The following is a 22,695-nucleotide window of genomic DNA, read 5'->3' on the forward strand; positions in this document are numbered from 1 at the left end:
GGCGAGGCGGTTAACAACCAAAATGCCTCGCCGATGGCGTTGGGCCAAAGGATTTGGGTCTTAGCAGAAGCCAAAACCCTCGAACCAAAGGCCGATAAAAAAATTATCTCTTCGAGAACTGGAATCTCGCACGGGCGCCTTTCTGCCCGTATTTCTTACGTTCTTTCTGACGCGGGTCGCGGGTTACGAGGCCTGCTTTTTTCAGGGTGGGACGTAGATCGCTGTTGAATTCCATCAACGCACGCGTGATGCCGTGGCGAACTGCACCGGCCTGGCCGGCTGTTCCGCCGCCGTCAACGGTGACGAGGATGTCGAATTTTTCGACCGATTCCGTCAAATTCAGCGGTTGGCGAATGATCATACGCAACGCTTCGTTCGGGAAGTACGAGTCAAATTCACGTTTGTTGACCGTGATCGTACCGGTGCCCGGACGAAGGTAAACACGTGCTGTCGAAGTTTTTCTGCGGCCTGTGCCGTAATACTGGATGTCTGCCATATCTTTGTAGTTGTCAGTGGTCAGTTGTCAGTGGACAGTTGCAAAGCCGCAAACCGCCTACTGTCAACAGCCTACAATTCCCGAACTTCCGGCTGCTGAGCGATGTGTTTGTGCTCGCCGTCGGCGTAAACTTTCAATTTCTTTGCCATTGCTTTGCCGAGCTTTGTCTTCGGCAGCATGCCGCGAACTGCGAGTTCGATGACCTTTTCAGGCTTCTTTTCGAACATCTCTTTAACGGTTGTTTCTCTCAAGCCGCCCGGATAAAGCGTGTGGCGGTAATAGATCTTCTGATCGTCCTTCGAGCCCGTAAATACTGCGTGGCGGGCATTTATGACGACACAGTGATCGCCCATGTCGAGAAAAAGGCGTCCACGCCGGGTTGTTTTTGCCCGACAAAATTCTTGCAACCTCGGTGGCGAGACGGCCGACCGTTTTGCCCTTGGCATCAACGACCAACCACTTACGATTCTCAGCCAAACCCTTTCCGCTTGGAAAATAAGTACTCATAATCACACACTAATAACCTTATCCGCAAAAATGCGAACGAGTAGGATATCGAAATCCCGCTACCGGGTCAAGCGTAGAAGCGACAAACGTAAACGCCCAACATTGGTCACAGGGATTTTCACGCTGTCCGCGATCAAACCCTTAGTTTGGTAGAGGTATTTCCGAGATTGGTCGAAGGTGTTTCTGGGTCGACTCTATTCGTTGTTCGCGTAAGACCTATTATTGTTTTTGCGTCCTCAATGTCGCCGTTCTCGATCATTTCCATGGCCTTACTTAGAGGTAGGCGGACTATTTCTACGTGTTCGTCTTCGTCGAGGTTTTGTTGGGTTTCGGTTAGGTCGGTGGCCAGGTAGACGAACATTTTTTCGGAGAGGAAGCCGGGGGAGACGTAGAATTCGGCTATCAATTCCATTTTGGCGGCTCGGACGCCGATCTCTTCTTCGAGTTCGCGATGGGCGCCGTGTTCGGGGACTTCGTCTGGGGTGTCGAGGGAGCCGGCGGGCAATTCTAAAAGATACTTTCCGGCGGCGTGGCGGTATTGTTTGACGAGGGCGACGGTGCCATCGGCAAAGAGCGGGACGATGACGGCGCTGCCGTTGTGGGTGATGACCTCGCGGTCGTATTCGGATGTGCCGTCGGGCGTGGCCTCGGCGATGCGGTCTTTGAGGATGTCGAAAACGCGGCCGTGATAAACGACCTCGGACGAGAGAGTCTTTGTCATTCGACTAGTTTATCAGTGCTTACGCTCTGCGACGTAATCGACTAGCTGGACGAGACGCGTTCGGGCTGCGGACGGCGGGAAATTGTCGGTGAGAACTCTTTTTGATTCGGCGACCTTTTTCGCCAGTGTTTCGGCGGCCCGGGCTGCGTCGGTTGGGTTCAGGTTTCCGAGGATAGCCGCATCCTGCTGCATATCTATGATGTCATCACTGATCTGATATGCGTGGCCGAGGGCTTCGGCAAAATCGGAGAGAGCGTCGATCTGGTCGCCGCGGCCGCCTGAGAGTATCGCTCCTAAATTCAACGCGAGCCGTATGAGCGACGATGTTTTCAGGTTAAGCACGCCGCCATAGAGTGAGCGGGCGCAGACCTTGCACTCGTTGCAGGTCGCGATCTTGAGATCGACAGATTGGCCGCCGACCATTCCGCCCGGACCGACGCACTGAACGGTCTCGAGAATGGCATCAACCGTGCGTTCGCGATCGCCGCGGCCGTCGAGCGTGACCAATTGGTAAGATTGATTCAGGAATCCGATCGCCACCAGCGTCGAAAGCCCTTCGCCAAACTTTTCGTGCAGAGCGAGCTTCCCACGCCGATGCGGCGAATTGTCCATACAGGGCAGATCGTCAAAGATCAGGGAGCTTGTATGAATGTATTCTACCGCCGACGCTGCGTTCAGAACGTCCTCAGGCTGGCCGCCAAAAAGCTCGGCTCCGAGCAGCGTCAATACCGGACGCAGGCGCTTGCCGCCCGGGAAAACGGCGTAGCGGACGGCGGCGTTGAACTCGGTTTCGACAGTGCTCGGTGCGAACGGCAGATTATGCTCGAGCGCCCGCTCGATCTGCGGCTTGCTCGCAGCGACAAATTGCCAGAGGTCATTTATCTTGGTGGTGAATTTAACCGTCATCTGTAGATTCTTAAAAATATGCCTAAAAATCCGTTTCGAGTACAGTTCCGAATTGGATGCGCGGCCAAGCAATTATTTGAATCTAAGATATAATATAGCGCGAAAACATAAAATTCGCGGCAGTTGCTTACCTCGGCGTCCTACTTTGCGAACTCTTCGAGGATAGTGACTGAGGTAACTTGAGGTATATTCCTCGCAGAGGCTGCTGAGGTAAGACGCAGAGATCGCAGAGCGAGGTCAAACTTCGTTAGAACAGGATCTCAAAATGAACCGCTGCTAAATGGATTCTGATCTAGACAAAAGAGAATTTCTCGCCAAGGGCCTCGTCGAATGTCAGGCGATCACTAAAAAATACGGTACGAGCTATTATTTCGCGACGCAGTTCTTCCCGCGTGAGGTTCGCGAGGGGATTTACGCAATTTATGCGTTCGCGCGGATCCCGGATGAGATCGTTGATGGTAAGGCGAAGGTCGGTAAGGATGAGACGATCGCTCAGCTAAACGATTGGCGTGAACGCTGGCGCTCCGCCATGAAAGCAGGCGGCAGCGACGACAGCGTGATGAACGCGATCGTCCATTATTTTAAGAAGTTCGACATTCCTGAGGAACACGGCGAAGCGTTTCTGCGGTCGATGTTCATGGACGAGGAACGCGACACGTATGCCAACTACGCCGAACTCGAGGAATACATGTACGGTTCGGCCGGAGTGATCGGGCTGATGGTGACTAAGATCGTCGGGTATTCGACCGACAAGGCTTTTGAGCATGCGTTGAAACTCGGGTACGCATTTCAGCTCACGAATTTTCTGCGGGACATTCGCGAAGACTACGAAGAACTCGGGCGGGTCTACATGCCGCAGGACGAGCTGCGGCGGTTCGGTTTGTCGAACGCCGACATCTCGGAACGCGTTTGGGACGAGCGTTTTGTCGAGTTTATGAAGTTCCAGATCGAGCGAAATCGTGAGGTCTATCGCGAAGCCCTGCCCGGTATCCCGATGCTCGCCTTCCGCGGGCGGTTGGCCGTCAGGATCTCGTATGTGCTTTATAAAGCCATCTTAGCCGAAGTCGAGCGCGTTAATTACAATGTATATCTGGGACGCGTGAGAACCAATTTCCGGCAAAAGCTATGGCTCTCGGCGAAGGCTTTGGTCGGGGTTTATGAATAAGCCGGGAACGCAGGCGCCCTCGCCTGCAAGCGTTCCGCCTCGGGACGCTGACGAACGCGCTGATTGGCCAGGGTAAATAATATTAAGCTGCGTTACGCCGGAGGAACCGGCGTTGCAGGCGAGGGCGCCTGCGTTCCCGGCATGCATTATGAAAAAATTAGTCATTATCGGAGCCGGGATCGGCGGGCTTGGGGCCGCAGGGCTGTTTGCGCGTAAGGGGTATGACGTCACTGTCGTCGAAAAAAACGCGAATCTGGGCGGGCGGGCGAATATTTTTTCGGAGCAAGGCTTCAAATTCGACATGGGGCCGTCGTGGTATTTGGCTCCGGATATTTTCGAGCATTATTTCAACCTCGTTGGGGAAAAGGTCGAGGATCATCTCGATCTCGTAAAACTTGGCCCGTCGTACCGCATTTTTTTTCGCAACAATGGCGATCCGCTCGATATCAATTCGAACATCGACATCGACACCGCAACGTTCGACGCTATCGAGCCCGGAGCGGGCGACAAGCTGCGGGCGTATTTGAAACAATCCGAATATCAATATGAGGTCGCGACGCAGCACTTCATGTTTAAGAACTACGACACGATCTTTGATTTCTTCAACAAACGTGTGATGACCGAGGGGCAAAAGCTTTCGGTTTTCTCGACGATGCATAAGTTCGTGTCGAAATTTTTCACCTCGAAAAAGCTGCAGCAGGTGATGGAATACACGATGGTCTTTCTCGGCACCTCGCCGTACGAGGCCCCGGCCCTGTACAACCTGATGTCGCACATGGATTTTAACCAGGGCGTATTCTATCCGCAGGGCGGTTTTACGAGCTGATACGGGCTTTGTCGAATATCGCGGAGAAGAACGGTGCGACGCTGCGGAGGAATTCGCCGGTCGAGAAGATCCTGGTTCGCGACGGAAAGGCAGTTGGTGTACGTTTAGAAGGCGGTGAAGTGATCGACGCCGACCTCGTCATATCGAACGCCGATATGTGGTTCACCGAGACTAAACTGCTCGACATTCCGCAGCAGACACACAAAGAAAAATACTGGCAAAAACGCACGATGGCTCCATCGGCGTTCATTATGTACCTCGGCGTCAGCGAAAAACTGCCTTCGCTGACACATCATAATCTGCTGTTCTCGGAAGATTGGCGCAAAAATTTTGACGACATATATAAGGACCCGCGACTGCCGGACGAGCCATCGCTATATGTATGCGCTCCGAGCGTGACCGACCCGTCGGTTGCACCTGAAGGGAAAGAGAATTTGTTTGTGCTGGTTCCTATCGCTTCGGGATTGGAGATATCGGAAGCGGAAAAGGAAGCGTATGCGGAACGCGTTCTAGCGTTGATGGAGACCGAGATGAACCTGCCGGGGCTTCGGGAAAAGATCGAGTACAAGAGAATTTACACGGTCGCGGATTTTGGCGTTGATTACAATGCGTTCAAAGGCACGGCTCTTGGTCTAGCCCACACGCTGCGGCAGACGGCAATATTCCGGCCGAAGAATAAATCGAAAAAGGTCGAGAATCTATTTTATGTCGGAGCGGGAACAAATCCGGGAATCGGAACGCAGATATGTCTGATCTCGGCGGAACTCGCGTATAAGCGCGTGCATGGGATAAAAACGGCGGAGCCAATGGAGTCGCTTTAGTTCTACATCAATTGCCTCCAGCTTTAGCTGGAGGTTCAATGTGAAAATCAAACTGGCTTTAGCCGAATCGGCGGTTTGGCTAAAGCCCCTATTAAAAATTGGCAATTAACCTCCAGCTGAAGCTGGAGGCAATTTAAAGGAGTTTTTGTAAGGCGACTTCCCAAAAAAGTATGAAACCGGCCAGGATGTTTATTAGCGGAAATGCCTTGTAAAGCTTGAAAAGCCTGCCCGTTCGATAAGACCGAACCGATGCGAGCATCAAAAAAACGTACGCAAAGCCGAGCGAAACGCTCACCATACCGAGGTATTCGAATGAGATGATTGCGGCGGCGAGATACAAGGCCGCGCAGATCGCGAGCGTCAGATAAGGGCCGCAGACGGTGGCGATGGTTTGTAGGTTTGCCTTTTTATCAGCCTCGATGTCGGGAATTGCGGAATAAGCATGCATCGCGGCTGTCCAGCATCCGGCGGCGATCATAAGGGTGATCGGCGGGAACGAGCCGGACAGCATTTGATAAGCGAAAGCTCCCGGAAAGACGTACAGTATATTGAACGCCGAATCGAGAAACGGCTTCGCCTTTGCCCTGATCGGCGGTGCTGAGTAGAAGATCGAGAAGAACAGAAACCCCGCGAGCGAGGGCAACGCAACGGGTGCGAAAATGATCGCGGCGATGATGAACGGTAGATTTGTCGCGAGTATGGCGATCGTTAAAAGTTTTCGGCGATCAGGAGCGACGAGGGCTTCATATTCAGTCTTTTTTTCGTTTAGCTTGTCGGTTTCGTAATCGAAAATGTCGTTGACGCCGTAGATCAGCAGGTTTGCTGGAAATAGAAAAAACAATGCGAAAACCGCCGGCCGCCAAGTCAGTAGTTCGCTGCGTTCGGAAATAGCGGCCACTAGGCCGACGATGTACGGACCGAAAATATAGAACCAAAACCGCGGGCGGCTGACTTTTAGTAAAAAACGGAGATCGGGCATTCGAGATATATCTTAGGCTTTCGGGCTGTGCCCGTCTATTTGCGGAGAAGCTTGCTTCTCCGGGATGCAAAAGATTCCCCTTGCAGCTTGCTGCCGCTGAGGTTGAGGGGATCTCAACTTTGGGCGACGGCAAGCCGCGAGAAATTACAGTCGATCAATCGGCGAAGCAAGCTTCGCCGCAAATAGAGCGGCAAGCCGCAAAATCAGATTTTGGCTTGATGGTGATCAGTTCAAAACAACTTTGGTTAGTCGTGGGCGTATTGGCTATATTGGCGACGAGCGCTTTCTTCATGTCGAATGTCGTGATCCCGGCTGAGGCGGCGTTTGTTTCGGGCATCAACATCATTCTTTTCGCCGCTCCCGCGTTTTGGGCGGTGAAGATGTGGCTCGGCGTTCGCGATGCTGTTTTGTTATTCGTCGTGCTGGGCGTTTTGGCTTTGGTCATTGAGACGAGTGCGATCATTACGGGCTTTCCGTACGGGCATTTTGGATATTCGGATCTGTTGGGATATCGATTGCTTGGATATACACCGTGGACGGTTTTTCTGGCGTGGACGCCTTTGGTTTTGGCGGCGTTTGCTATCAGCAAACGGCTAGCGGTGAGCGGTAAGCTGTGGGCGGTGAGGATCGTGTTGGTTGCGGTTATTTTGGTTGTTTTCGATCTCGTGCTCGATCCGGGAGCGGTGAAGATCGGGTTCTGGCGGTACGAGGGCGGCGGTGTATTTTATGGCGTGCCGGTTTCGAATTTTCTAGGCTGGCTGTTTTCGGGGGCAATTGCCGGGGCCGTGCTTGAGATCTTTACCCTGATCAAAAAACCTTTGCTGCCCGCCCCGGCGCAAATGATCTCGAGTGCGTTTTTTATTGTCTCGTTTTGGACTTTCATCGCGTTTTTCTCGGGGATGTATTGGCCCTTAGCGATAGGGGTCGTCGCTGTTGCCTTGCTCGCAGGGTTTTACGCCAAATACCACTACGCCTTTGACGACATGATCGTGTATGTTGACGAATACAACAACCCGATAGGCACTTCGCGAAAGCTGCCCGCTCATGACGGCGAGACCCGGCGCCATCGAGCCTTCTCGGTCTTCCTCTTCAACGACAAAGGCGAATTGCTGCTCCAGCAGCGTGCCCTCACCAAAAAAACCTGGCCCGGCGTCTGGTCAAACTCGTGCTGCGGCCACGTCATGCTTCACGAATCCACCGAGCGTGCCGCCCGCCGCCGTCTGAAATACGAACTCGGGATGCAAGTCAACAAACTCCACCTCATCCTCCCCGATTTCCGCTACCGCGCCGAAAAAGATGGTGTAGTCGAGAACGAGATATGTCCGGTTTTTGTTGGTTTTGCATCCGCTTTGCCGCGTCCAAATCCGCTAGAAGTGAATGATGTGAAATGGGTCGATTGGGAACGGTTCGTCGTCGAGGTTGCCGATCCGGCGAACGGATATTCGCCGTGGGCGAGGGAAGAGGTTGAGTTGTTAGTTAATTCGAAGGATTTTTCGACTTTTCAGGAAGCACTTCCAGCAGTTTATTAGTGATAAGTTCGGTTTCAAGGAAAAAGTTATCATCGACGGTTGTTAAAAGACGTCCAAGTTTTCTCCAACGAGCTTTCGCCTCTGTGATGGGAAGAGTATCGGGAAACGATCGAGTATTCTGGATGGTAAAGTATGGGTGTTCGGGCATCGCAAATTCGAGATCTGGTTCCCACTTTTTGTCACTCGGCCGTGTCTCGACTCGAAATCCACTAGATATCGGTATTCTCGTGCGATATTCGAAACAAGTTCCTGGTTCGATCGATGCGAAGTAAAAAGCTGAAGGTTCAGGCTTTTCAAGTTCCTTAAGCAGCATTTCCGTGTCGTCATATGACGATTTCTTACCGGTTGCCGACGCAGCAACCTTGCTATCGGAGGCAGGGAAGTCGCGAAACAGGATCTTTTGACGGTCGTCGGAATAGAATCTCCCATACGGTACAATCAGTCTCGCTTCATCCTGATTGCAGAGTTGAATTTGAACGCTAAGGCTGAAATAGATGTCTTTTCGTTCCCATCGTCTACCTGCAAATTCGTTTTTCGGGTCAAGAAGGAACGACTCAAGTCTACCCTCGACCCGAACGTCTGTGACTGAGCCACGGACCACGAGCGAAGTGCTCTTTTGTGCAAAAAGATATGCCGCCGATGTGATGATCAGGCCGATCGTGAGTAAAGCTGGTCTAACACTAGCGATCATGTCGGTAACTACGCGCATTCTATCATCAGAGATGGTTGTGGTGTAAGATAATCCTTCGAATATGACGAAATTTCGCATAGGTTTAGGCGTTTCGGGCGGTATTGCGGCTTATAAGGCGGTCGAGGTTTTGCGGCTGTTGCAGAAGGCCGGGTGCGATGTTCAGGTTGCGATGACGCGGCATGCGACGGAGTTTGTGCAGCCGTTGACGTTTAGGGCTTTGACGGAACGGCATGTCATCGTTGACGACTACGATCCGGCGAATCCTGATCCGATCGCGCACATCAATTTTTCGCAAAACATCGACCTGCTGCTGATCGTCCCGGCGACGGCGAATGTCATTGCCAAATTCGCGAACGGCGTGGCGGATGATTTTCTTTCTTCGACCTATCTCGCGACGACCGCACCCGTGATGATCGCCCCGGCGATGAATACGACGATGTGGGAACAGCCCGCCACGCGGCGGAATGTGGCGCAGCTACGGGCCGACGGAGTGCATTTTGTCGAGCCGGTCGCGGGGGAACTCGCGTGTAAGACGGTCGGGACGGGGAAGTTGGAGGATGTGGAGAATATTGTCGAGCAGGCTCTTTCCTTGTTGAAGACGGGAGACGGGAGACAGGAGACGGGAGATAAGAGACAAGAGCCCGAAGACATTTCAGGCTCTCTGGCTCCTGTCTCAAGTCTCCTGTCTCATGTCTCAGACTTGGCGGGCGAAAACTTTCTCATTACAGTTGGTGGCACGCGTGAGGCGATCGATCCGGTTCGGTTCATTTCTAATCATTCGTCGGGGAAGATGGGGTTTGCGGTGGCTCAGGCGGCGGCCGCGAGGGGGGCGACAGTTACGGTTGTGGCTGGTGTGACGACGGTACCGCCGCCGGATGGCGTGCATTTGATCCATGCCGTGTCAGCTGACGAGATGCACGCTGTGGTGATGAACGAGTTGAAAGCGGCAACGGTCTTCGTCGGTGCTGCGGCTGTCGCGGATTACGCACCGGCAAATCCCGCAGATTCGAAGATCAAGAAGGACGGCCGCGATTTAATGACGCTTGAGCTTAGAAAGACCCTCGATATACTGAACGACGTTTCACTTCACCGTCACGAAGGGCTGCTCGTCGTCGGATTTGCGGCGGAGACGAATGATGTTGTGGGCTACGCCCGGTCAAAAATGGAAAAGAAAGGCCTTGATCTAGTGGTAGCGAACGATATTACTAAGGCTGGAGCGGGATTTAATACGGATACCAACATCGCGACGATCCTGACGCGTTCGGGCGACGAGATCGAGCTGCCGTTGATGTCGAAACGGGAAATGGCCGATCGCATTCTGGACGAGGTTCTCCGATTACGGCAGTCGTAAGTTGTTAATTGCCGGATCGTTAATTGGTAACCAATTAACAATGTACCACTTATCAATTAACAATTCTGATCCAAACACGATGACCAACGAGATCAACGAACTCATTTCTGACGTACGCGAGCAAGTGCTGTATTTGCAGGAGCTTGGCGTTGAGTCGTTTGACGTGAGCTTGTCGGAGCATTTGCTGAAATTCGCGGGGCACAGTCATATCTCAAATTTGAGATCTCAAATTTCGGAGCCGAGGGCAGAGAGAATCGTAAACGCGGAGAGCCATGAGATCCCGCAAATGCCGCGGCCGGAAATAAAAACAACGGAGCGACCGCCTGCCGGTTCGCGATTGTCCTCGCTGCCGACTCTTTCTACAAGGAAAAAAACTGTGCCATTTTTTGATAAATACAACCCTGAAGAGAGGCCGGAGACTGGAGACAAGAGACAGGAGACGCAAACGAGCGTTCCGGCTTTTGATACGTTGCTAGGCTTGCCTGAGGCGACGGAAACTATCGAGCAGATCAGGGCTGAGATCGGGAAGGATTGCCGGCGTTGCAAGCTTTGTGATCTTGGGCGGACGCAGGTTGTGAACAGTGTTGGTAATTTTAATGCTGACCTGATGTTTGTCGGCGAGGCTCCGGGAGCGGATGAGGATGCGCAGGGCGAGCCGTTTGTCGGGAAGGCCGGGCAATTGCTGACCGATATTATTGAGAAAGGCTTGCAGATACCTCGCAAAGACGTTTTTATCGGCAGCATAACTCGCTGCCGCCCGCCGGGGAATCGAGCACCCGAACCGGATGAATCCGTGGTGTGCAAACCATTTCTGCAACGCGAGATCGCGGTGGTTCGTCCAAAGGTGATTGTGGTGTTGGGAGCGACGGCGGCGCAGAATTTGCTCGAGACGAAGGTGCCGATATCGAAGCTGCGTGGCCGGTTTCATGATTATTTGGGTACGAAAGTCATGCCGACGTTTCATCCCGCGTATCTTCTTCGTGACCCGCACAAGAAGCGCGAGGTTTGGGAAGATATGAAGATGGTCAAAAGTTATCTGACCGCGACTGGAGGGTGAGCATTCTGCTTGCCCATCCTGATTTTGGTTTAGGTTTTTATTGAGAATACATGGGCGAGCAGGATGCTCGCCGTCCAGTCATTATGCGAATTTTAGTTTTGTTTTTGGTTATCGCGAGTTTTGTCACGCCTGATGTAACATTTGGTCAGAAACCGACTTTCACTGAATTAAAGCAGCTTCAAGGCCCGCAGAATCCGCGGCTTGGGTTTATGATCCATGGCGGTGCCGGCGTTTTGGCTAAGTCGTCGATGACCCCGGAGAAGGAAAAGGCTTTTCGGGCTGATCTGGAACGGGCGGTTTTGGCCGGCTATAAGGTATTGCAGGAAGGGAATACGAGCGTTGACGCGGTCGTCGCGGCGATCAAGATCCTCGAAGATTCGCCGTTGTTCAATGCCGGCAAAGGTGCGGTCTTTACGCATGACGGTACGAACGAACTAGATGCGTCGATCATGGACGGCAAAACGCAGGGTGCGGGAGCGGTCGCTGGGCTGCGGCATATCAAAAATCCGATAACTCTCGCGCGTGCCGTGATGGAAAAGTCGGAGCACGTGATGATGATCGGCGAAGGTGCCGAAAAATTTGCGAAGACGCAGAAGATCGATTTTGTTGACGAAAAGTATTTCTGGACGCAGCACCGTTGGGATGCTTTGCAGCAAGTCTTAAAGGAAGAAGAGGAGAAGAAGAGAAAGGCGGAAGGTGAGAAGAAGCCGGGCGTTTCCGGGTCTATTCCCGCTTCTTCGCTTGGTATCAACCGGTTTGGGACTGTTGGCGCGGTTGCTCTCGATAAAGACGGGAACTTGGCGGCGGGTACTTCGACGGGCGGGATGACGAATAAGAAATTCGGGCGGGTTGGCGATGCTCCGATCATTGGGGCCGGGACCTATGCGAACAATAATTCGTGTGCGGTCTCGGCTACCGGTTGGGGCGAGTATTTTATACGGCTCGGTGTGGCTCGCGATATCTGTTCGTTGGTGGAATACCGCCAGATGCCGATCCAGAATGCGGCCGATACGGTCATCAAGAAAAAGCTCCAATCAATGGGCGGCGACGGCGGCGTTATCGCGATGGACCGGTTTGGTTTTATGGCGATATCCTTCAATTCTGAAGGAATGTATCGGGCGTATATCGGAGCTGATGGGAAGCCTGTTGTCGAGATCTACTAGTTTTGAGGCACAAGCCCGCGCGTAAGCAAGGGCGAATCGCTCAACGTTGAATGTTCCGCCCTTGCTTACGCGCGGGCTTGTGCAATATGGACATATGCTAAGTGCAGAAATTATTGCTATTGGATCTGAGCTTTTGACGCCGGATAAGACCGATACGAACAGTCTTTGGCTAACGGAAAAGCTTAACGACATCGGTATCGACGTCAAACTGAAGACCATCGTCGGCGATGACGGCGATCGGTTGGAGGAAACGGTGCGGGATGCGATGCGGCGATCGGATATTGTGATCACGACCGGCGGGCTTGGGCCGACTGAGGACGATATTACGCGGCAGTTTACGGCGAGTGCGGTCGGACGAGAGCTGGTTTATCACGACGATATCGAGCAGCATTTGCGCGAACGCTTTCGAGCGTGGGGCCGTGAAATGCCGGAGATCAATAAGCGGCAGGCATTTGTGATGGACGGCTCGGAGATATTGCCGAATCCTAACGGCTCAGCGGTCGGGATGTACCTTGAGATCGACGGAAAAATGCTCGCGATCCTCCCCGGGCCGCCGCGTGAGAATCAGCCGATGTTTCTGGAGCACGTTTTCCCTAAATTTCAGGCGGTCTCGGGCGATGTATTTGTGCGGCGGCGTCTGCTGAAGGTTTCCGGAAAGGGCGAATCGGCGGTTGATGAGATCGCAGCTCCTATATATACCGCTTATCCTGACGTTCAAACTTCAATTCTATTTAATAAGAGCGAGGTCGAGATCCACGTTGCCGCACAGGCAAGCGATCCTGAGACATCTCAGGCGACGGCGGATAAACTGGCAGAGGAACTCGCCGCTGCGCTGGGAAATGCGGTTTTTTCCACCCACGGTGAAAGCATGGAAGAGGTCGTCGGTAAGCGTCTGGCGAAACTTGGCCAAACTGTCGCGGTCGCTGAAAGCTGTACCGGCGGGCTGATCGGTCAGCGATTAACGGAAGTTCCCGGCTCGTCTGCGTATTTTATGGAAGGTGCGATCACGTATTCCAACGCGGCGAAGATGCGGACACTTGGCGTTCCTGCCGAGATACTCGAAACGCACGGAGCGGTCAGTGCCGAGTGTGCTGAAGCGATGGCTGTTGGCATGCGGGAATACGCTTCGACAGATCACGCGATATCGGTAACGGGAATTGCCGGGCCCGACGGCGGCAGCGAGGAAAAACCGGTTGGAACTGTCTTTATCGGCTACGCAGGGCCGAAGGGCGTGAAATCTGTGAGGCTCGTGCTGCCGGGAGACCGATATTTGATCCGGTGGCGTTCGAGCCAGGCAGCGTTGGATTATTTGCGGCGGCAGTTGTCAGAACCGCCTGCGTAAGCGGACGGAACGACGATCGGGTAAGATCAAAGCCGAGATAGGTTTACACGTGGAGTAGAATTCGAGCGTTGGCGTTAGAATTTTATTCAGATCGTTCCGCCCGCTCACTCAGGCGGTTCTAACGCGGAGTAAAGGCGGAACCGTCATAAAGGTTGCATTTTCCTGCCGATAATCCGAAAATTAGACCGTTATTTTTCTAGAAAGCTGCATCAAACCTTTTGAAACTTTGCGGTGAGACTCGCGTGTATATCGTTTGGCTGCAATAAATTTGTCGGTCCGACCACAAGACCAGTTTTATACGTTATGAAAAGATCTATCCACCTTCGTTTTGTCGTTAGCCTGTTTATTCTGATGTCGCTGCTTTCGCCGATCGTGACCCTAGCGGCCATGGACAATGGAAAAAAATACTTTTCTCAAGGCGTTAAGCATGAGGCGGCAGAGGAATGGGACAAAGCAGTCGAGCAATTTGCTCTCGCGGTGGCAGACAGCCCGAAGAATCCTGAATACCGCCTGCACCTGACGCGTTCGCTCTTTAATGCGTCGCAGCAGTATATGAAGAAGGGGACTTCTGCGGCTAAAGAAAAAGATTATGAGGCAGCTTATGTAGCTTTCCGACGGGCTTATGCGTTTGACCCGACGAACGAACTGGCAAAATCGGAAATGGACCGTATGGTCAGGCTGCAGCAGGAAATAAACGAAGGTTCCGGAGATCCGAAGAATCCAAAGAAAGACGATCCGGGTAAGGTCAAGATGGTAATGACCGGCGGTTCAGCGGCTGTTGTTCCCGCCGCTGTGCAGATGCCGCAGAAGCTCGAGAAGCTTCGCGATCTGCCGTTCCCGTCGGGCGTTGATACGCAGTTCATTATCAAAGAACTCGCGAAAGACCTGGATCTCAACGTGCTCTTTGATAAGGAATCATTTCGTGTGTCCGGGGCCAAGACGAATATCGATCTAAAGAATGTTTCGGCCGCCCGTGCACTCGATTACATTTTCATGCAGGAAGGGCTTTTCTTTCAGAAAGTTGGCCCGCGGACGATCATAGTTGCGAACCAAAATCAGCGGCAGAAATTTCAGCAATTGGTCTTAAGAACATTTTATCTTGCCAACGCTGCTCCTAAAGATATTGTTAAGGTCGTGCAGACGGCGATCCCCGCACAGCCGGGACGCAGCCAGACCATCGTTCTGCAGGATGAGGCAACGAACAGCGTAACCATCCGTGATACGTCAGAGAACATTCGCCTGATCGGACAGCTAATCAAATCGCTCGATAAAGATCGTGCCGAGGTCGTTATGGATGTGGCGATCTACGAGGTGAACAAGAACGACCTTCTGCAGTTTGGTAATCAGGTCGGTACCCAGTCACAGTTGACGAATCTCGGCGGTTCACAAACTGGCCAGGTCCGTCTGGGCGGACAGGGGCTTTTCAATGCAGCCGTGGGAACTGCCGCCGCAACCGTCTTGAGTTCGGTTATTCCGACCGGCATCATTCTGCCGTCCGCGAATTTAACGGCATTTCAGAGTAAGAACGATACGAAATTACTTGCTTTCTCGCAGATCCATGCTTTTAACAACGAAGATTCGTCAGCCCGTATCGGACAGCGTGTTCCGGTAAAGTCGGCGTCATTCAATACTGGTGTCGTTAATACAGGCGGTATTAACGGCGGTGTTACTTCGGACGTTATCAATTATGAGCAGGTAGGTCTGACGCTGAAATTCAAACCGATCGTTTTTCCGAATCAGGATGTTCAGGTCGCTATGGAGATCGAGTCGAAAGACGTTTCAGGTGCCCAGACGCTGACGCCGACGTTCACAGAAAGAACGATCAAGGGCACGGCGAGGATCCAGAACAACAAAACATTACTTCTAGCAAGCGTCGCACAAGGCGTCGAGAGTCGTGGAAAGCAGGGATTACCTATCCTCGGGCTTATTCCGATCATTGGCCGTTTGTTCACGGCTCCGACACGAGACAATCGCCAGGTTGATATCGTCATAGCCGTTACACCGCGTGTGATACGTGCTCCGGCCATTTTGCCCGAGGATGAGATCGAGCGTGAAACGGGAAGCCAGGGTGTGCCGACGACCGGCACGCTTCAGGAACTGATCGTTCAGGAAGAGCGGGACGAGCTACTCGCAGCTGCACGCCGAATTCCGAATGTATCAGATGTTCAGCTTCCCGATCAGCCGGTTGAGTACGTCAAGTCAGACGTTGCCGCGGTCGATGTCAGCAAGACAAAGATCAACGACACGGAAATGACAACTCCGGAGGCGCTTGCAGCGGCGATACCGGGCCTAAAGGCTATCGACAATAGCGCGAGCACGATACAGCTAAATAAGACCTCTAATTTGGTGAACCCTACGGTCCCGGAAATTGTTAATACGCAAACTGCCGCTCCGCTCAAAACGCTTGAAATAAAAGAAAAACCAGAGAATGACAATCCCGCTGTCCCTGCTGAATCGAAGCCTGTATCAGAGAATCAAGAGGCCGCGGCAGCCGTTGAGCTTCGGCTCGGTACGGAGCTGACCGAGATGAAGGCCGGCGACAATGTCAAGGTTCCGGTACTTATGCAGGGAAGCGGGGCGTTTCGAACGGCGACGATGGGATTGAAATACGATCCGACAAAGCTTGCGGTGCGTTCGGTCAGCTACGGGGACGTTTTCGGTGCTATGGCAAAAACCCCGGCGAACCCTTTCCTAAATGAACGCGGCAAACTGTACGTTACCTTTACCTCGTTCGATGAGAAAGGCCTGATCCCGGCCGGTACGCTCGCATTTCTCGAGATCGAAGCTCTCGTCCCCGGCAAGCCGCTGATCGAATTCGATCGGGATATGTTCAATTTTCAGACGGCTCAGGGCCGCAATCTGATGCTGAAGTTTCAGGAATAAATGAGCAAACTTGTTCGACAACTTAAAGGGCAGTCGGGTTACAGCATGCTCGAGTTGATTGCTACGCTTGGGGTTCTCGCCGTGCTCGTTATGGGCACGATCCCGATGGCTCAGAACGCCCTCAAACGCCAGAAGGAACAGCGTTTACGCGAAGCTCTGGCAACGATGCGGCGGGCGATCGATGAATTTAAACGCGACACGTATGGAGCGTGTCCGCAAGGAGCGGTGAACTCCGTGAACCCGACGATCCCGGGCGGCGGCGGTATAGTTCCGACCGATCCTCGAAGCCGCGTCGTGATCGACGACTGCAAGATCTTTGAATCAGACAATCTCGACCGCTATCCCCCATCGCTTGAAATGCTCGCTGATGGCGTAAAAGTTAAGTCACGGCAGCCCAATCTAACCAGTGGCAGCGGGATCCGTGATGGTTCATTGCAGGCGACCGAGATCAACGAAGAGAAAGAGATCATTAAGGTTTACCTTCGCGAGATCCCGGTCGATCCGATGACCGGCGAAAAAGAATGGAAGCTTCGTTCCTCTTATCAGGACGTTGACTCGGAAAACTGGGACGACATAAATGTCTTCGACGTGCGTTCATCCTCGGAAGAGGAGGCTATGAATGGAGAGAAGTATAGTGATTGGTAAGAAACGGAGCTTCGATTTTCGATTTTCGATTTTTGATTTCTCGTCGCATTTAGCGCGGCGGGCAGTTTCGTATCCGCCAAAGATCCAGGATCCAAAATCTAAAATCCAAAAACAGAAAGGATTTTCTTTGCTTGAGCTGATGATCGCGATGTTTATCATGATCATCCTGCTCTCGATCGCGGTGCCGACGTATGAGCGGAGCGTGCGGAATGCTCGCGAGATCGTTTTGAAAGAGAACCTTTTCCAGCTGCGGCGTGCGATCGACCAGTATGCGGGTGATAAGGGCAAGCTTCCCTCGTCGGTTGACGATCTGGTCGAGTCGAAATACCTGCGCGAAAAGCCATACGACCCGATCTCAGAAAAACAGGAATGGGATGAGATACAGGGTGAGGACCCGAATTCTGCCGATGGTGAGCAGGGCCTGGTAAACGTTAAGACACTCGCTCCAGGTGAGGATGTGAACGGCGTTCCCTACAGCGATTATTGATCTCCGGCTAAACTTTATGTTTTCTTCTATTACTCAGCCCAACTATCCAAATGCGGCATTGGGAATTGAGAGCAATTTTATTTCTGCCGTAGCGCTTTCAGGCGGGCGGCGAGGCTATACGGTAAAGCAGGCCGGTTCGGTCGAATTACCGGCGGGGCTTGTCACGCCCAGTTTTCTTGACGTCAACATTCACGATCAGTTGGAATTCTCATCCTGTTTGCGAGAGGTAGCTGAGATCTCGGGCCTTCTGAAGCAAAAGCGCTGGTCCGTGGCCCTGCCGAGCAGCACGGCCCGAACCGCAATTCTGACACTCGACAGCGTACCCGCGAACAGCAAGGAAGCTGAAGAGGTGCTCGATTGGAAATCCGAGCAAAACTTTGGTGCTCCGGCCGCGGAATTACGGATCGCAAAGGAAAAGATCTCGCCTGACAAAGAAGGCCGTGTGCGATATTTTGCTACGGCGGTTCGGCTCGCCGTGATCGACGAATACGAATCCCACTTTGAATCGCTCGGCTGGAAGGCCGGGCTTATCCTTCCGCGAGCGGTAGGTGAGGCGAATTGGCTGATGGACAGGCAGAATAAGGCTGATTCGCTGTTGATCAGTGGTAACAACGAAGGGTTTACGGCATTGCTGCTTAGGGGGTCGGAGCCGACCGTTGTTCGTTCCGTTACCTGTCTGCAGTCGGAGGTTGATGACGAGATCTATCGGCTCGTTATGTTCTATAACGACCGGTTCGGTGGAGCGGACGGGAATGGGCTTCTGGAAAGATTGCTGGTTGTCGGGCGAACTCTTGTCGCGGCAAAAGTGCAGGCGATAGCCTCGGAAGCGCTCGGGCGCAACCTGCGTGTTTTGACCAGTGATGAGGTTGGGTTGAGTCTCCCGGGCGGCGGCTTGAGCTTTGACGATCTCGCTGCACCGGCTGGGCTTGCGGCTCTTGGAACTTAGGAAGTGCAGCCACGAAAGATCACGATAATTCACGAAATAACATTCATTTTGTGGATTTTCGTGTTTTTTCGTGGTTGAAATCCTTTGGGCGGCCTTGCTCTCTGAAACAATTCGGATAGAATTACCGTAATAAACGAGCAAGCGATGACTGCACAAGCGATACCAATTGAAGGGATTCGAACTCTGACCGATGGCGAGTTGATCGTCAATGCGGTCAACGGCCGTACCGACGGTTTTGAGGAGCTTGTCAGGCGTTACCAGCGTCCGATCACCAGCTATGTTTTCCGGATGTTGGGCGACTATGACCTGTCGCTCGACGTCACTCAGGAAGTCTTCATTAAGGTTTACAACTCGCTCACCAAATACAGCCCTGAATACAAGTTCTCGACGTGGCTTTACCGCATTGCTCATAACGCTGCGGTAGATCATATGCGCCGCAATTCGGTAACGCCGCAGAGCCTGGAGACCGAAAATGCTGACGGTTCGTATCAGATCCAGTTGGAAAGCCGCGGCTCTTCGCCCGAGCAGGACCGCGAACGCAGTGAATGGCGGACAGAGATCGATTCCGTCGTTAAATGCCTTCCGTCCGCATACCGCGATCTGATCATACTTCGACACTCACGTGATCTCAGCTACGACGAGATCGCCGATATTACCGGTTTGCCGCTCGGCACTGTTAAGAATCGTCTTTTTCGTGCACGTGAAATGATGCGTGAAATGTTCATCGAACGAGGATTTACGGGAGTTTAGACCTATGAGCTATCAAATGCAGCCAATGGGCCCGATGTCTCTGCAAACGGCCGAAGAAAAACAGATGGGGATGTTCCTGCATCTCTCGGGACTTGCTTTCGCACTGGTGTTTCCGCTCGGGATCGTTTTGCCGATCATACTTTGGCAGACCCAGAAGGATAAGATGCCGGCACTCGATGCCCACGGCAAAATGGTCACCAACTGGATGATCTCGGCAACGATCTACTTTTTCGTTAGCTTTATCCTGATGTTCGTCCTGATCGGATTTCTGACTACTCTTGCTGTCTTTCTTCTGGCGATCATCTTCCCGATCGTCGGCGGCATTAAGGCAAATAACGGCGAATCGTGGAATTACCCGCTAACCATCAAGTTTCTAAAGTAACGGATGACGCAAGCAACTCAACATGCGGCATTTGAATGCCCATCAGACGAGATCTCTGCCTATATTGATGGCGAGCTAGATCTCGTTCGCGAGTTGGAAATGGAATCTCATCTTGCGGTTTGCGAATCATGTTCGATCGAACTGACGCTGCAGAAGCAATTCCTCTGCAGCCTCAATTCGAGCTTGATGGAAGAGAAGGAGATAGAGCTGCCGGCAGACTTTGCAAAGCACATAGTTGCGAATGCAGAGAGTACGGTCAGCGGTCTTCGACGCCCGCGGGAGAGATACAACGCGGTATTTATCTGCGCCGCATTGGCTCTCTTCGTAATGTTTGCGATGGGAGCCGAAGCCCGGACACTTCTTGGCAGCCTCTACGGTTTTTTTGAGCAGGCAGCTGTCGTGGCTGGCTTTCTTGGCCATTTGGTTTATTCGGTTTTTATCGGCCTGGTGATCGTTTTGCGTTCCTTTGCCAGCCAGTTCCGCCTTGATGTGATCGTGGGGTTGGCTATCGCTGCGTGTTTTGGCGTGGCATTGATGTTGATTTCGCGAAAGGTCCTGAACATACGCAGGGCATGAGTTTTCTCTGCATTCAAGGTGAATAATTTATTAGAGACAAGGTTCGGAGTATGTGCTTTTGCGGTTGATTACCGCGTGCCCGCCATGCTCCGAACCTTTCTTGTTCTCGTATTATTCATTCCCATTCTTTGCCTCACCGCATTCGCTAATCCTGAGATCACAACTTCCGAGGACCAAACTACGGTTATCGTGAATGATGCTCCTGAACAGGACGTTATCAGCTTTGGAAAGTCGGTCATCGTGATCAAACGAGCGAAAGGCGTTCTGGTGGTCGGCGGCGACATTACGGTCGAAGGCCGCGTTGAGGGCGATGTGGCCACCATCGGCGGAAATATCGTGCAGAAAGAGAACGCCTATATCGGCGGCGAGGTCATCGCGATCGGCGGTTCGTACAAGCCGGAAAGCACTTCGCCGCTCCGAGAAGCGGGAAACAGACGATCGTCCTGGGTGTTTTCGAAGAAGAACTACGCAGTTTCGGACAGGATCCGAGCCGTGTTTTTGCCCCGAGTTTTTCGCTCGGGTTTCTGGCACAGCGGCTCTTTATCGCCCTCGTGTGGTTTGTAATTTCGCTCGTTTTCACGACGCTTGCTCCGGGAGCGGTCAGCCGGGCCGTTGCCCGTGTGCAGCTATCGTCGCTCAAGATCTTTGCGATAGGAGCGTTTTCGTTCGTGCTTATTGCCACGGCTGTCGTCGGCGGAAGCATAACGCTGCCGAATTATTTGAGTGCAACGATAGCGTTCCTCGGTGCGGTCGTCGTGCTGCTCGGTTTTGTTTTCGGCCGTGTCGTCCTTCAGGTCAGTGCCGGAAAGCTGATCCAAAAGCACTTTCTGGCGGGCAATAATCGCTCAGAAACGCTCGCCCTACTCATTGGTGTTTTAGCCTGGACGCTGGTCCTCTCGCTGCCGTATGTCTGGCTGATCGCCCTTTTTGTGATCTTCGCCGCCGGCGTCGGCCTTGTACTCACAGGCAAAACCTCACCAAAATGGCAGAATCCTTAAGCGTAATGCTTGCAGATTTTTACATTTCTTTACAAATAGCCTCGAACCTTACTGCTACTATTAACGTCATACTCCTTGAGAAGCGCATCTATTTGCGTTTTTGACGCGTATAAGGTTCAAGGATAAAAGTACGAAATTATGGCCCAGGTTATTATATCGATCATTATTTTTCTGTTCTCAGGTGCCTTTGCTCTTGTAATGGGGCAAACGCCGACGGCTGGCGTCAAACCGACGGTTGTCGCCGGCGATGTTGTCACGGTCGGGGATAAGAAGTTTGTCGTTAATTTCAAAAACGGTCCGGTCGACATTACCACGAGCGACAAAACTGTTTTCAAAAAGGTTGCGGCTGAAAATCCAAACTTCGCTACCGCAACGCCGGGAGCTTTTTCGGATGTTGGTGTCGGCGACAAACTTACGGTGAGCGGTATTATGTCGGAGGACGGTAAAACGCTTCCAGCACGTACTGTTTATTTCATCACGAAGGCAGACATCGCTGCGAAGAACGCAAAAGAAAGCGGCGAATGGCAGCGTCGCGGAGTCTGGGGGAAAGTAACAGCGGTTAACGCTCAGACGAATCAGTTAACGCTGGAGACTCGCACTTTAACGGGAGCGAGCAATGTCGTCGTTACACCTAAAGAAGGTGTGAAGTTCTTTCGCTACGCTCCGGACTCGATCAAGTTTGACGAAGCCGTGACGAGCTCGCTCGCGGACACGAAGATCGGAGATATGGTTCGTGCACTTGGCGACAAGAGTTCGGACGGATTGAGCTTTTCGGCTGAGCAGATTGTCGCCGGAGCCTTCCAGACGATCGCCGGAACCGTTAAATCGATCGACGCGGCGAAGAACGAAGTCGTTATCAAAAATCTTCAGACGAATAAAGACGTAACTATCGTTATTAGTGAGACGTCTGTATTAAAGCGTTTTCCGGCCGAACAGGCAGAGATGCTCGCTCGCTTCCAGATGATGGGAGCCGGCGGCGGAGCTCGGCCGGTTGGCCAACCCGGACAGGGTGGCCAGGGCGGTGCAGCCCGCGGCACCCAACCGCCAGCAGGAAATCCGGGTACAAATCCGGGTGGAGCACCGGGAGGACAGGGCCGTCCAGGAATGGGCGGCGGGCGAGGAGCGGGTGGTGTCGAAGACATGCTCGAACGCTCGCCAAATATTTCTGCAGCCGATCTGAAGGTTGGCGACATTATTGCTCTTTCGAGCACGAAAACATCTGACACGGCACGAATCAAAGCCATCAAGCTATTTGCCGGAGTTGAACCTTTCTTGCGGTCGGCTCAGGCGACCGGTGGGCGAGGCGGACGCGGCGGCCAGGGCGGAGTCGACGGCGGATTTAGTATCCCCGGCCTCGATGGCATCGGTTTCCCCTAAATCCAGATCTCGGGCGGTGAGTATTTTCAGGACCCGCCCTTAATTTTTTATTTAACCAAACTATTATCATGAAATTCATCAGACCCCTGTTTTTATT

Annotated in this window: 21 protein-coding genes and 2 pseudogenes; 17 read left to right on the plus strand and 6 right to left on the minus strand. The window is 52.7% G+C overall.

What is annotated here, in order from left to right:
• Positions 1-103: 103 nt before the first annotated feature.
• From rpsI to IPG22_18100, 4 genes and pseudogenes are all read right to left on the minus strand, one after another.
• Positions 104-496 carry a 30S ribosomal protein S9 gene (gene rpsI / locus IPG22_18085; GenBank protein ID MBK6590195.1) on the minus strand — a complete coding sequence of 131 codons (393 nt, stop codon included), beginning with the start codon at positions 494-496 and terminating at the stop codon, positions 104-106.
• Between the two features lie 71 nt (positions 497-567).
• A pseudogene (rplM, locus tag IPG22_18090) lies at positions 568-1,003 on the minus strand (50S ribosomal protein L13).
• Between the two features lie 133 nt (positions 1,004-1,136).
• A complete protein-coding gene (locus tag IPG22_18095; GenBank protein ID MBK6590196.1) occupies positions 1,137-1,724 on the minus strand; it encodes an NUDIX hydrolase in 588 nt (195 codons plus the stop codon).
• 12 nt (positions 1,725-1,736) lie between these two features.
• The gene (locus IPG22_18100; GenBank protein ID MBK6590197.1) at positions 1,737-2,630 is read right to left on the minus strand and encodes a polyprenyl synthetase family protein; all 894 of its coding nucleotides are present in this window, start codon (positions 2,628-2,630) and stop codon (positions 1,737-1,739) included.
• Between the two features lie 280 nt (positions 2,631-2,910).
• Between IPG22_18100 and IPG22_18105 the strand changes: the two genes are divergently transcribed.
• Complete coding sequence (locus tag IPG22_18105) at positions 2,911-3,795, plus strand: phytoene/squalene synthase family protein (protein ID MBK6590198.1); 885 nt, start codon at positions 2,911-2,913, stop codon at positions 3,793-3,795.
• 145 nt (positions 3,796-3,940) lie between these two features.
• A pseudogene (crtI, locus tag IPG22_18110) lies at positions 3,941-5,442 on the plus strand (phytoene desaturase).
• 133 nt (positions 5,443-5,575) lie between these two features.
• On the opposite strand, the gene IPG22_18115 reads toward crtI, so the two are convergent.
• Positions 5,576-6,421 (minus strand): prenyltransferase, encoded by an 846-nt coding sequence (locus IPG22_18115; GenBank protein ID MBK6590199.1) that lies wholly within the window; start codon positions 6,419-6,421, stop codon positions 5,576-5,578.
• A gap of 80 nt (positions 6,422-6,501) precedes the next feature.
• Here IPG22_18115 and idi point away from each other — a divergent pair, with 80 nt between their 5' ends.
• On the plus strand, positions 6,502-7,950 hold the full coding sequence (gene idi, locus IPG22_18120) for an isopentenyl-diphosphate Delta-isomerase (GenBank protein MBK6590200.1): 1,449 nt from the start codon (positions 6,502-6,504) through the stop codon (positions 7,948-7,950).
• Here the strand turns inward: idi and IPG22_18125 are convergent.
• The gene (locus IPG22_18125; GenBank protein MBK6590201.1) at positions 7,898-8,719 is read right to left on the minus strand and encodes a hypothetical protein; all 822 of its coding nucleotides are present in this window, start codon (positions 8,717-8,719) and stop codon (positions 7,898-7,900) included. The two genes, idi and IPG22_18125, sit on opposite strands and share 53 nt — an antisense overlap.
• Between IPG22_18125 and coaBC the strand changes: the two genes are divergently transcribed.
• The 14 genes from coaBC (at position 8,703) to IPG22_18195 (ending at position 22,598) form a co-directional block, all read left to right on the plus strand.
• A complete protein-coding gene (gene coaBC, locus IPG22_18130) occupies positions 8,703-9,992 on the plus strand; it encodes a bifunctional phosphopantothenoylcysteine decarboxylase/phosphopantothenate--cysteine ligase CoaBC (protein MBK6590202.1) in 1,290 nt (429 codons plus the stop codon). The two genes, IPG22_18125 and coaBC, sit on opposite strands and share 17 nt — an antisense overlap.
• A 286-nt stretch (positions 9,993-10,278) precedes the next feature.
• The gene (locus tag IPG22_18135; GenBank protein ID MBK6590203.1) at positions 10,279-11,049 is read left to right on the plus strand and encodes a uracil-DNA glycosylase; all 771 of its coding nucleotides are present in this window, start codon (positions 10,279-10,281) and stop codon (positions 11,047-11,049) included.
• A gap of 83 nt (positions 11,050-11,132) precedes the next feature.
• Positions 11,133-12,212 carry an isoaspartyl peptidase/L-asparaginase gene (locus tag IPG22_18140; protein ID MBK6590204.1) on the plus strand — a complete coding sequence of 360 codons (1,080 nt, stop codon included), beginning with the start codon at positions 11,133-11,135 and terminating at the stop codon, positions 12,210-12,212.
• Between the two features lie 94 nt (positions 12,213-12,306).
• The gene (locus IPG22_18145; protein ID MBK6590205.1) at positions 12,307-13,554 is read left to right on the plus strand and encodes a competence/damage-inducible protein A; all 1,248 of its coding nucleotides are present in this window, start codon (positions 12,307-12,309) and stop codon (positions 13,552-13,554) included.
• A gap of 303 nt (positions 13,555-13,857) precedes the next feature.
• Positions 13,858-16,437: a hypothetical protein gene (locus IPG22_18150; GenBank protein MBK6590206.1), complete on the plus strand. Its 2,580-nt coding sequence runs from the start codon at positions 13,858-13,860 to the stop codon at positions 16,435-16,437.
• Positions 16,438-17,082, plus strand: coding sequence for a type II secretion system protein (locus IPG22_18155; GenBank protein MBK6590207.1), 645 nt, complete (start codon positions 16,438-16,440; stop codon positions 17,080-17,082). It begins immediately after the preceding gene.
• Positions 17,057-17,569, plus strand: coding sequence for a type II secretion system protein (locus IPG22_18160; GenBank protein MBK6590208.1), 513 nt, complete (start codon positions 17,057-17,059; stop codon positions 17,567-17,569). Before IPG22_18155 ends, IPG22_18160 begins: the two co-directional genes overlap by 26 nt.
• Positions 17,570-17,585: 16 nt before the next feature.
• Complete coding sequence (locus IPG22_18165; protein ID MBK6590209.1) at positions 17,586-18,515, plus strand: hypothetical protein; 930 nt, start codon at positions 17,586-17,588, stop codon at positions 18,513-18,515.
• A gap of 144 nt (positions 18,516-18,659) precedes the next feature.
• Positions 18,660-19,265, plus strand: coding sequence for a sigma-70 family RNA polymerase sigma factor (locus IPG22_18170; protein ID MBK6590210.1), 606 nt, complete (start codon positions 18,660-18,662; stop codon positions 19,263-19,265).
• Positions 19,266-19,269: 4 nt separating this feature from the next.
• On the plus strand, positions 19,270-19,647 hold the full coding sequence (locus IPG22_18175; GenBank protein MBK6590211.1) for a DUF4870 domain-containing protein: 378 nt from the start codon (positions 19,270-19,272) through the stop codon (positions 19,645-19,647).
• A 3-nt stretch (positions 19,648-19,650) separates the two neighbouring features.
• Positions 19,651-20,223, plus strand: coding sequence for a zf-HC2 domain-containing protein (locus tag IPG22_18180; GenBank protein ID MBK6590212.1), 573 nt, complete (start codon positions 19,651-19,653; stop codon positions 20,221-20,223).
• Between the two features lie 18 nt (positions 20,224-20,241).
• Positions 20,242-20,787 carry a hypothetical protein gene (locus IPG22_18185; GenBank protein MBK6590213.1) on the plus strand — a complete coding sequence of 182 codons (546 nt, stop codon included), beginning with the start codon at positions 20,242-20,244 and terminating at the stop codon, positions 20,785-20,787.
• Positions 20,775-21,221: a hypothetical protein gene (locus tag IPG22_18190; GenBank protein MBK6590214.1), complete on the plus strand. Its 447-nt coding sequence runs from the start codon at positions 20,775-20,777 to the stop codon at positions 21,219-21,221. Before IPG22_18185 ends, IPG22_18190 begins: the two co-directional genes overlap by 13 nt.
• 138 nt (positions 21,222-21,359) lie before the next feature.
• Positions 21,360-22,598 carry a hypothetical protein gene (locus IPG22_18195; GenBank protein MBK6590215.1) on the plus strand — a complete coding sequence of 413 codons (1,239 nt, stop codon included), beginning with the start codon at positions 21,360-21,362 and terminating at the stop codon, positions 22,596-22,598.
• The last annotated feature ends 97 nt before the right edge of the window (positions 22,599-22,695 follow it).

The organism is Acidobacteriota bacterium, from assembly GCA_016703965.1.
Taxonomy (GTDB): Bacteria; Acidobacteriota; Blastocatellia; order Pyrinomonadales; family Pyrinomonadaceae; genus OLB17.

Coding starts and splice junctions, on each gene's coding strand:
- IPG22_18135 (MBK6590203.1), top strand. CDS start 10,279: ATGCCGCGGCCGGAAATAAAAACAACGGAGCGACCGCCTGCCGGTTCG.
- IPG22_18095 (MBK6590196.1), bottom strand. CDS start 1,724: ATGACAAAGACTCTCTCGTCCGAGGTCGTTTATCACGGCCGCGTTTTC.
- IPG22_18100 (MBK6590197.1), bottom strand. CDS start 2,630: ATGACGGTTAAATTCACCACCAAGATAAATGACCTCTGGCAATTTGTC.
- rpsI (MBK6590195.1), bottom strand. CDS start 496: ATGGCAGACATCCAGTATTACGGCACAGGCCGCAGAAAAACTTCGACA.
- IPG22_18105 (MBK6590198.1), top strand. CDS start 2,911: ATGGATTCTGATCTAGACAAAAGAGAATTTCTCGCCAAGGGCCTCGTC.
- coaBC (MBK6590202.1), top strand. CDS start 8,703: ATGACGAAATTTCGCATAGGTTTAGGCGTTTCGGGCGGTATTGCGGCT.
- IPG22_18195 (MBK6590215.1), top strand. CDS start 21,360: ATGGCCCAGGTTATTATATCGATCATTATTTTTCTGTTCTCAGGTGCC.
- IPG22_18170 (MBK6590210.1), top strand. CDS start 18,660: ATGACTGCACAAGCGATACCAATTGAAGGGATTCGAACTCTGACCGAT.
- IPG22_18140 (MBK6590204.1), top strand. CDS start 11,133: ATGCGAATTTTAGTTTTGTTTTTGGTTATCGCGAGTTTTGTCACGCCT.
- IPG22_18165 (MBK6590209.1), top strand. CDS start 17,586: ATGTTTTCTTCTATTACTCAGCCCAACTATCCAAATGCGGCATTGGGA.
- IPG22_18175 (MBK6590211.1), top strand. CDS start 19,270: ATGAGCTATCAAATGCAGCCAATGGGCCCGATGTCTCTGCAAACGGCC.
- IPG22_18160 (MBK6590208.1), top strand. CDS start 17,057: ATGGAGAGAAGTATAGTGATTGGTAAGAAACGGAGCTTCGATTTTCGA.
- IPG22_18145 (MBK6590205.1), top strand. CDS start 12,307: ATGCTAAGTGCAGAAATTATTGCTATTGGATCTGAGCTTTTGACGCCG.
- IPG22_18115 (MBK6590199.1), bottom strand. CDS start 6,421: ATGCCCGATCTCCGTTTTTTACTAAAAGTCAGCCGCCCGCGGTTTTGG.
- IPG22_18125 (MBK6590201.1), bottom strand. CDS start 8,719: ATGCGAAATTTCGTCATATTCGAAGGATTATCTTACACCACAACCATC.
- IPG22_18155 (MBK6590207.1), top strand. CDS start 16,438: ATGAGCAAACTTGTTCGACAACTTAAAGGGCAGTCGGGTTACAGCATG.
- IPG22_18150 (MBK6590206.1), top strand. CDS start 13,858: ATGAAAAGATCTATCCACCTTCGTTTTGTCGTTAGCCTGTTTATTCTG.
- IPG22_18180 (MBK6590212.1), top strand. CDS start 19,651: ATGACGCAAGCAACTCAACATGCGGCATTTGAATGCCCATCAGACGAG.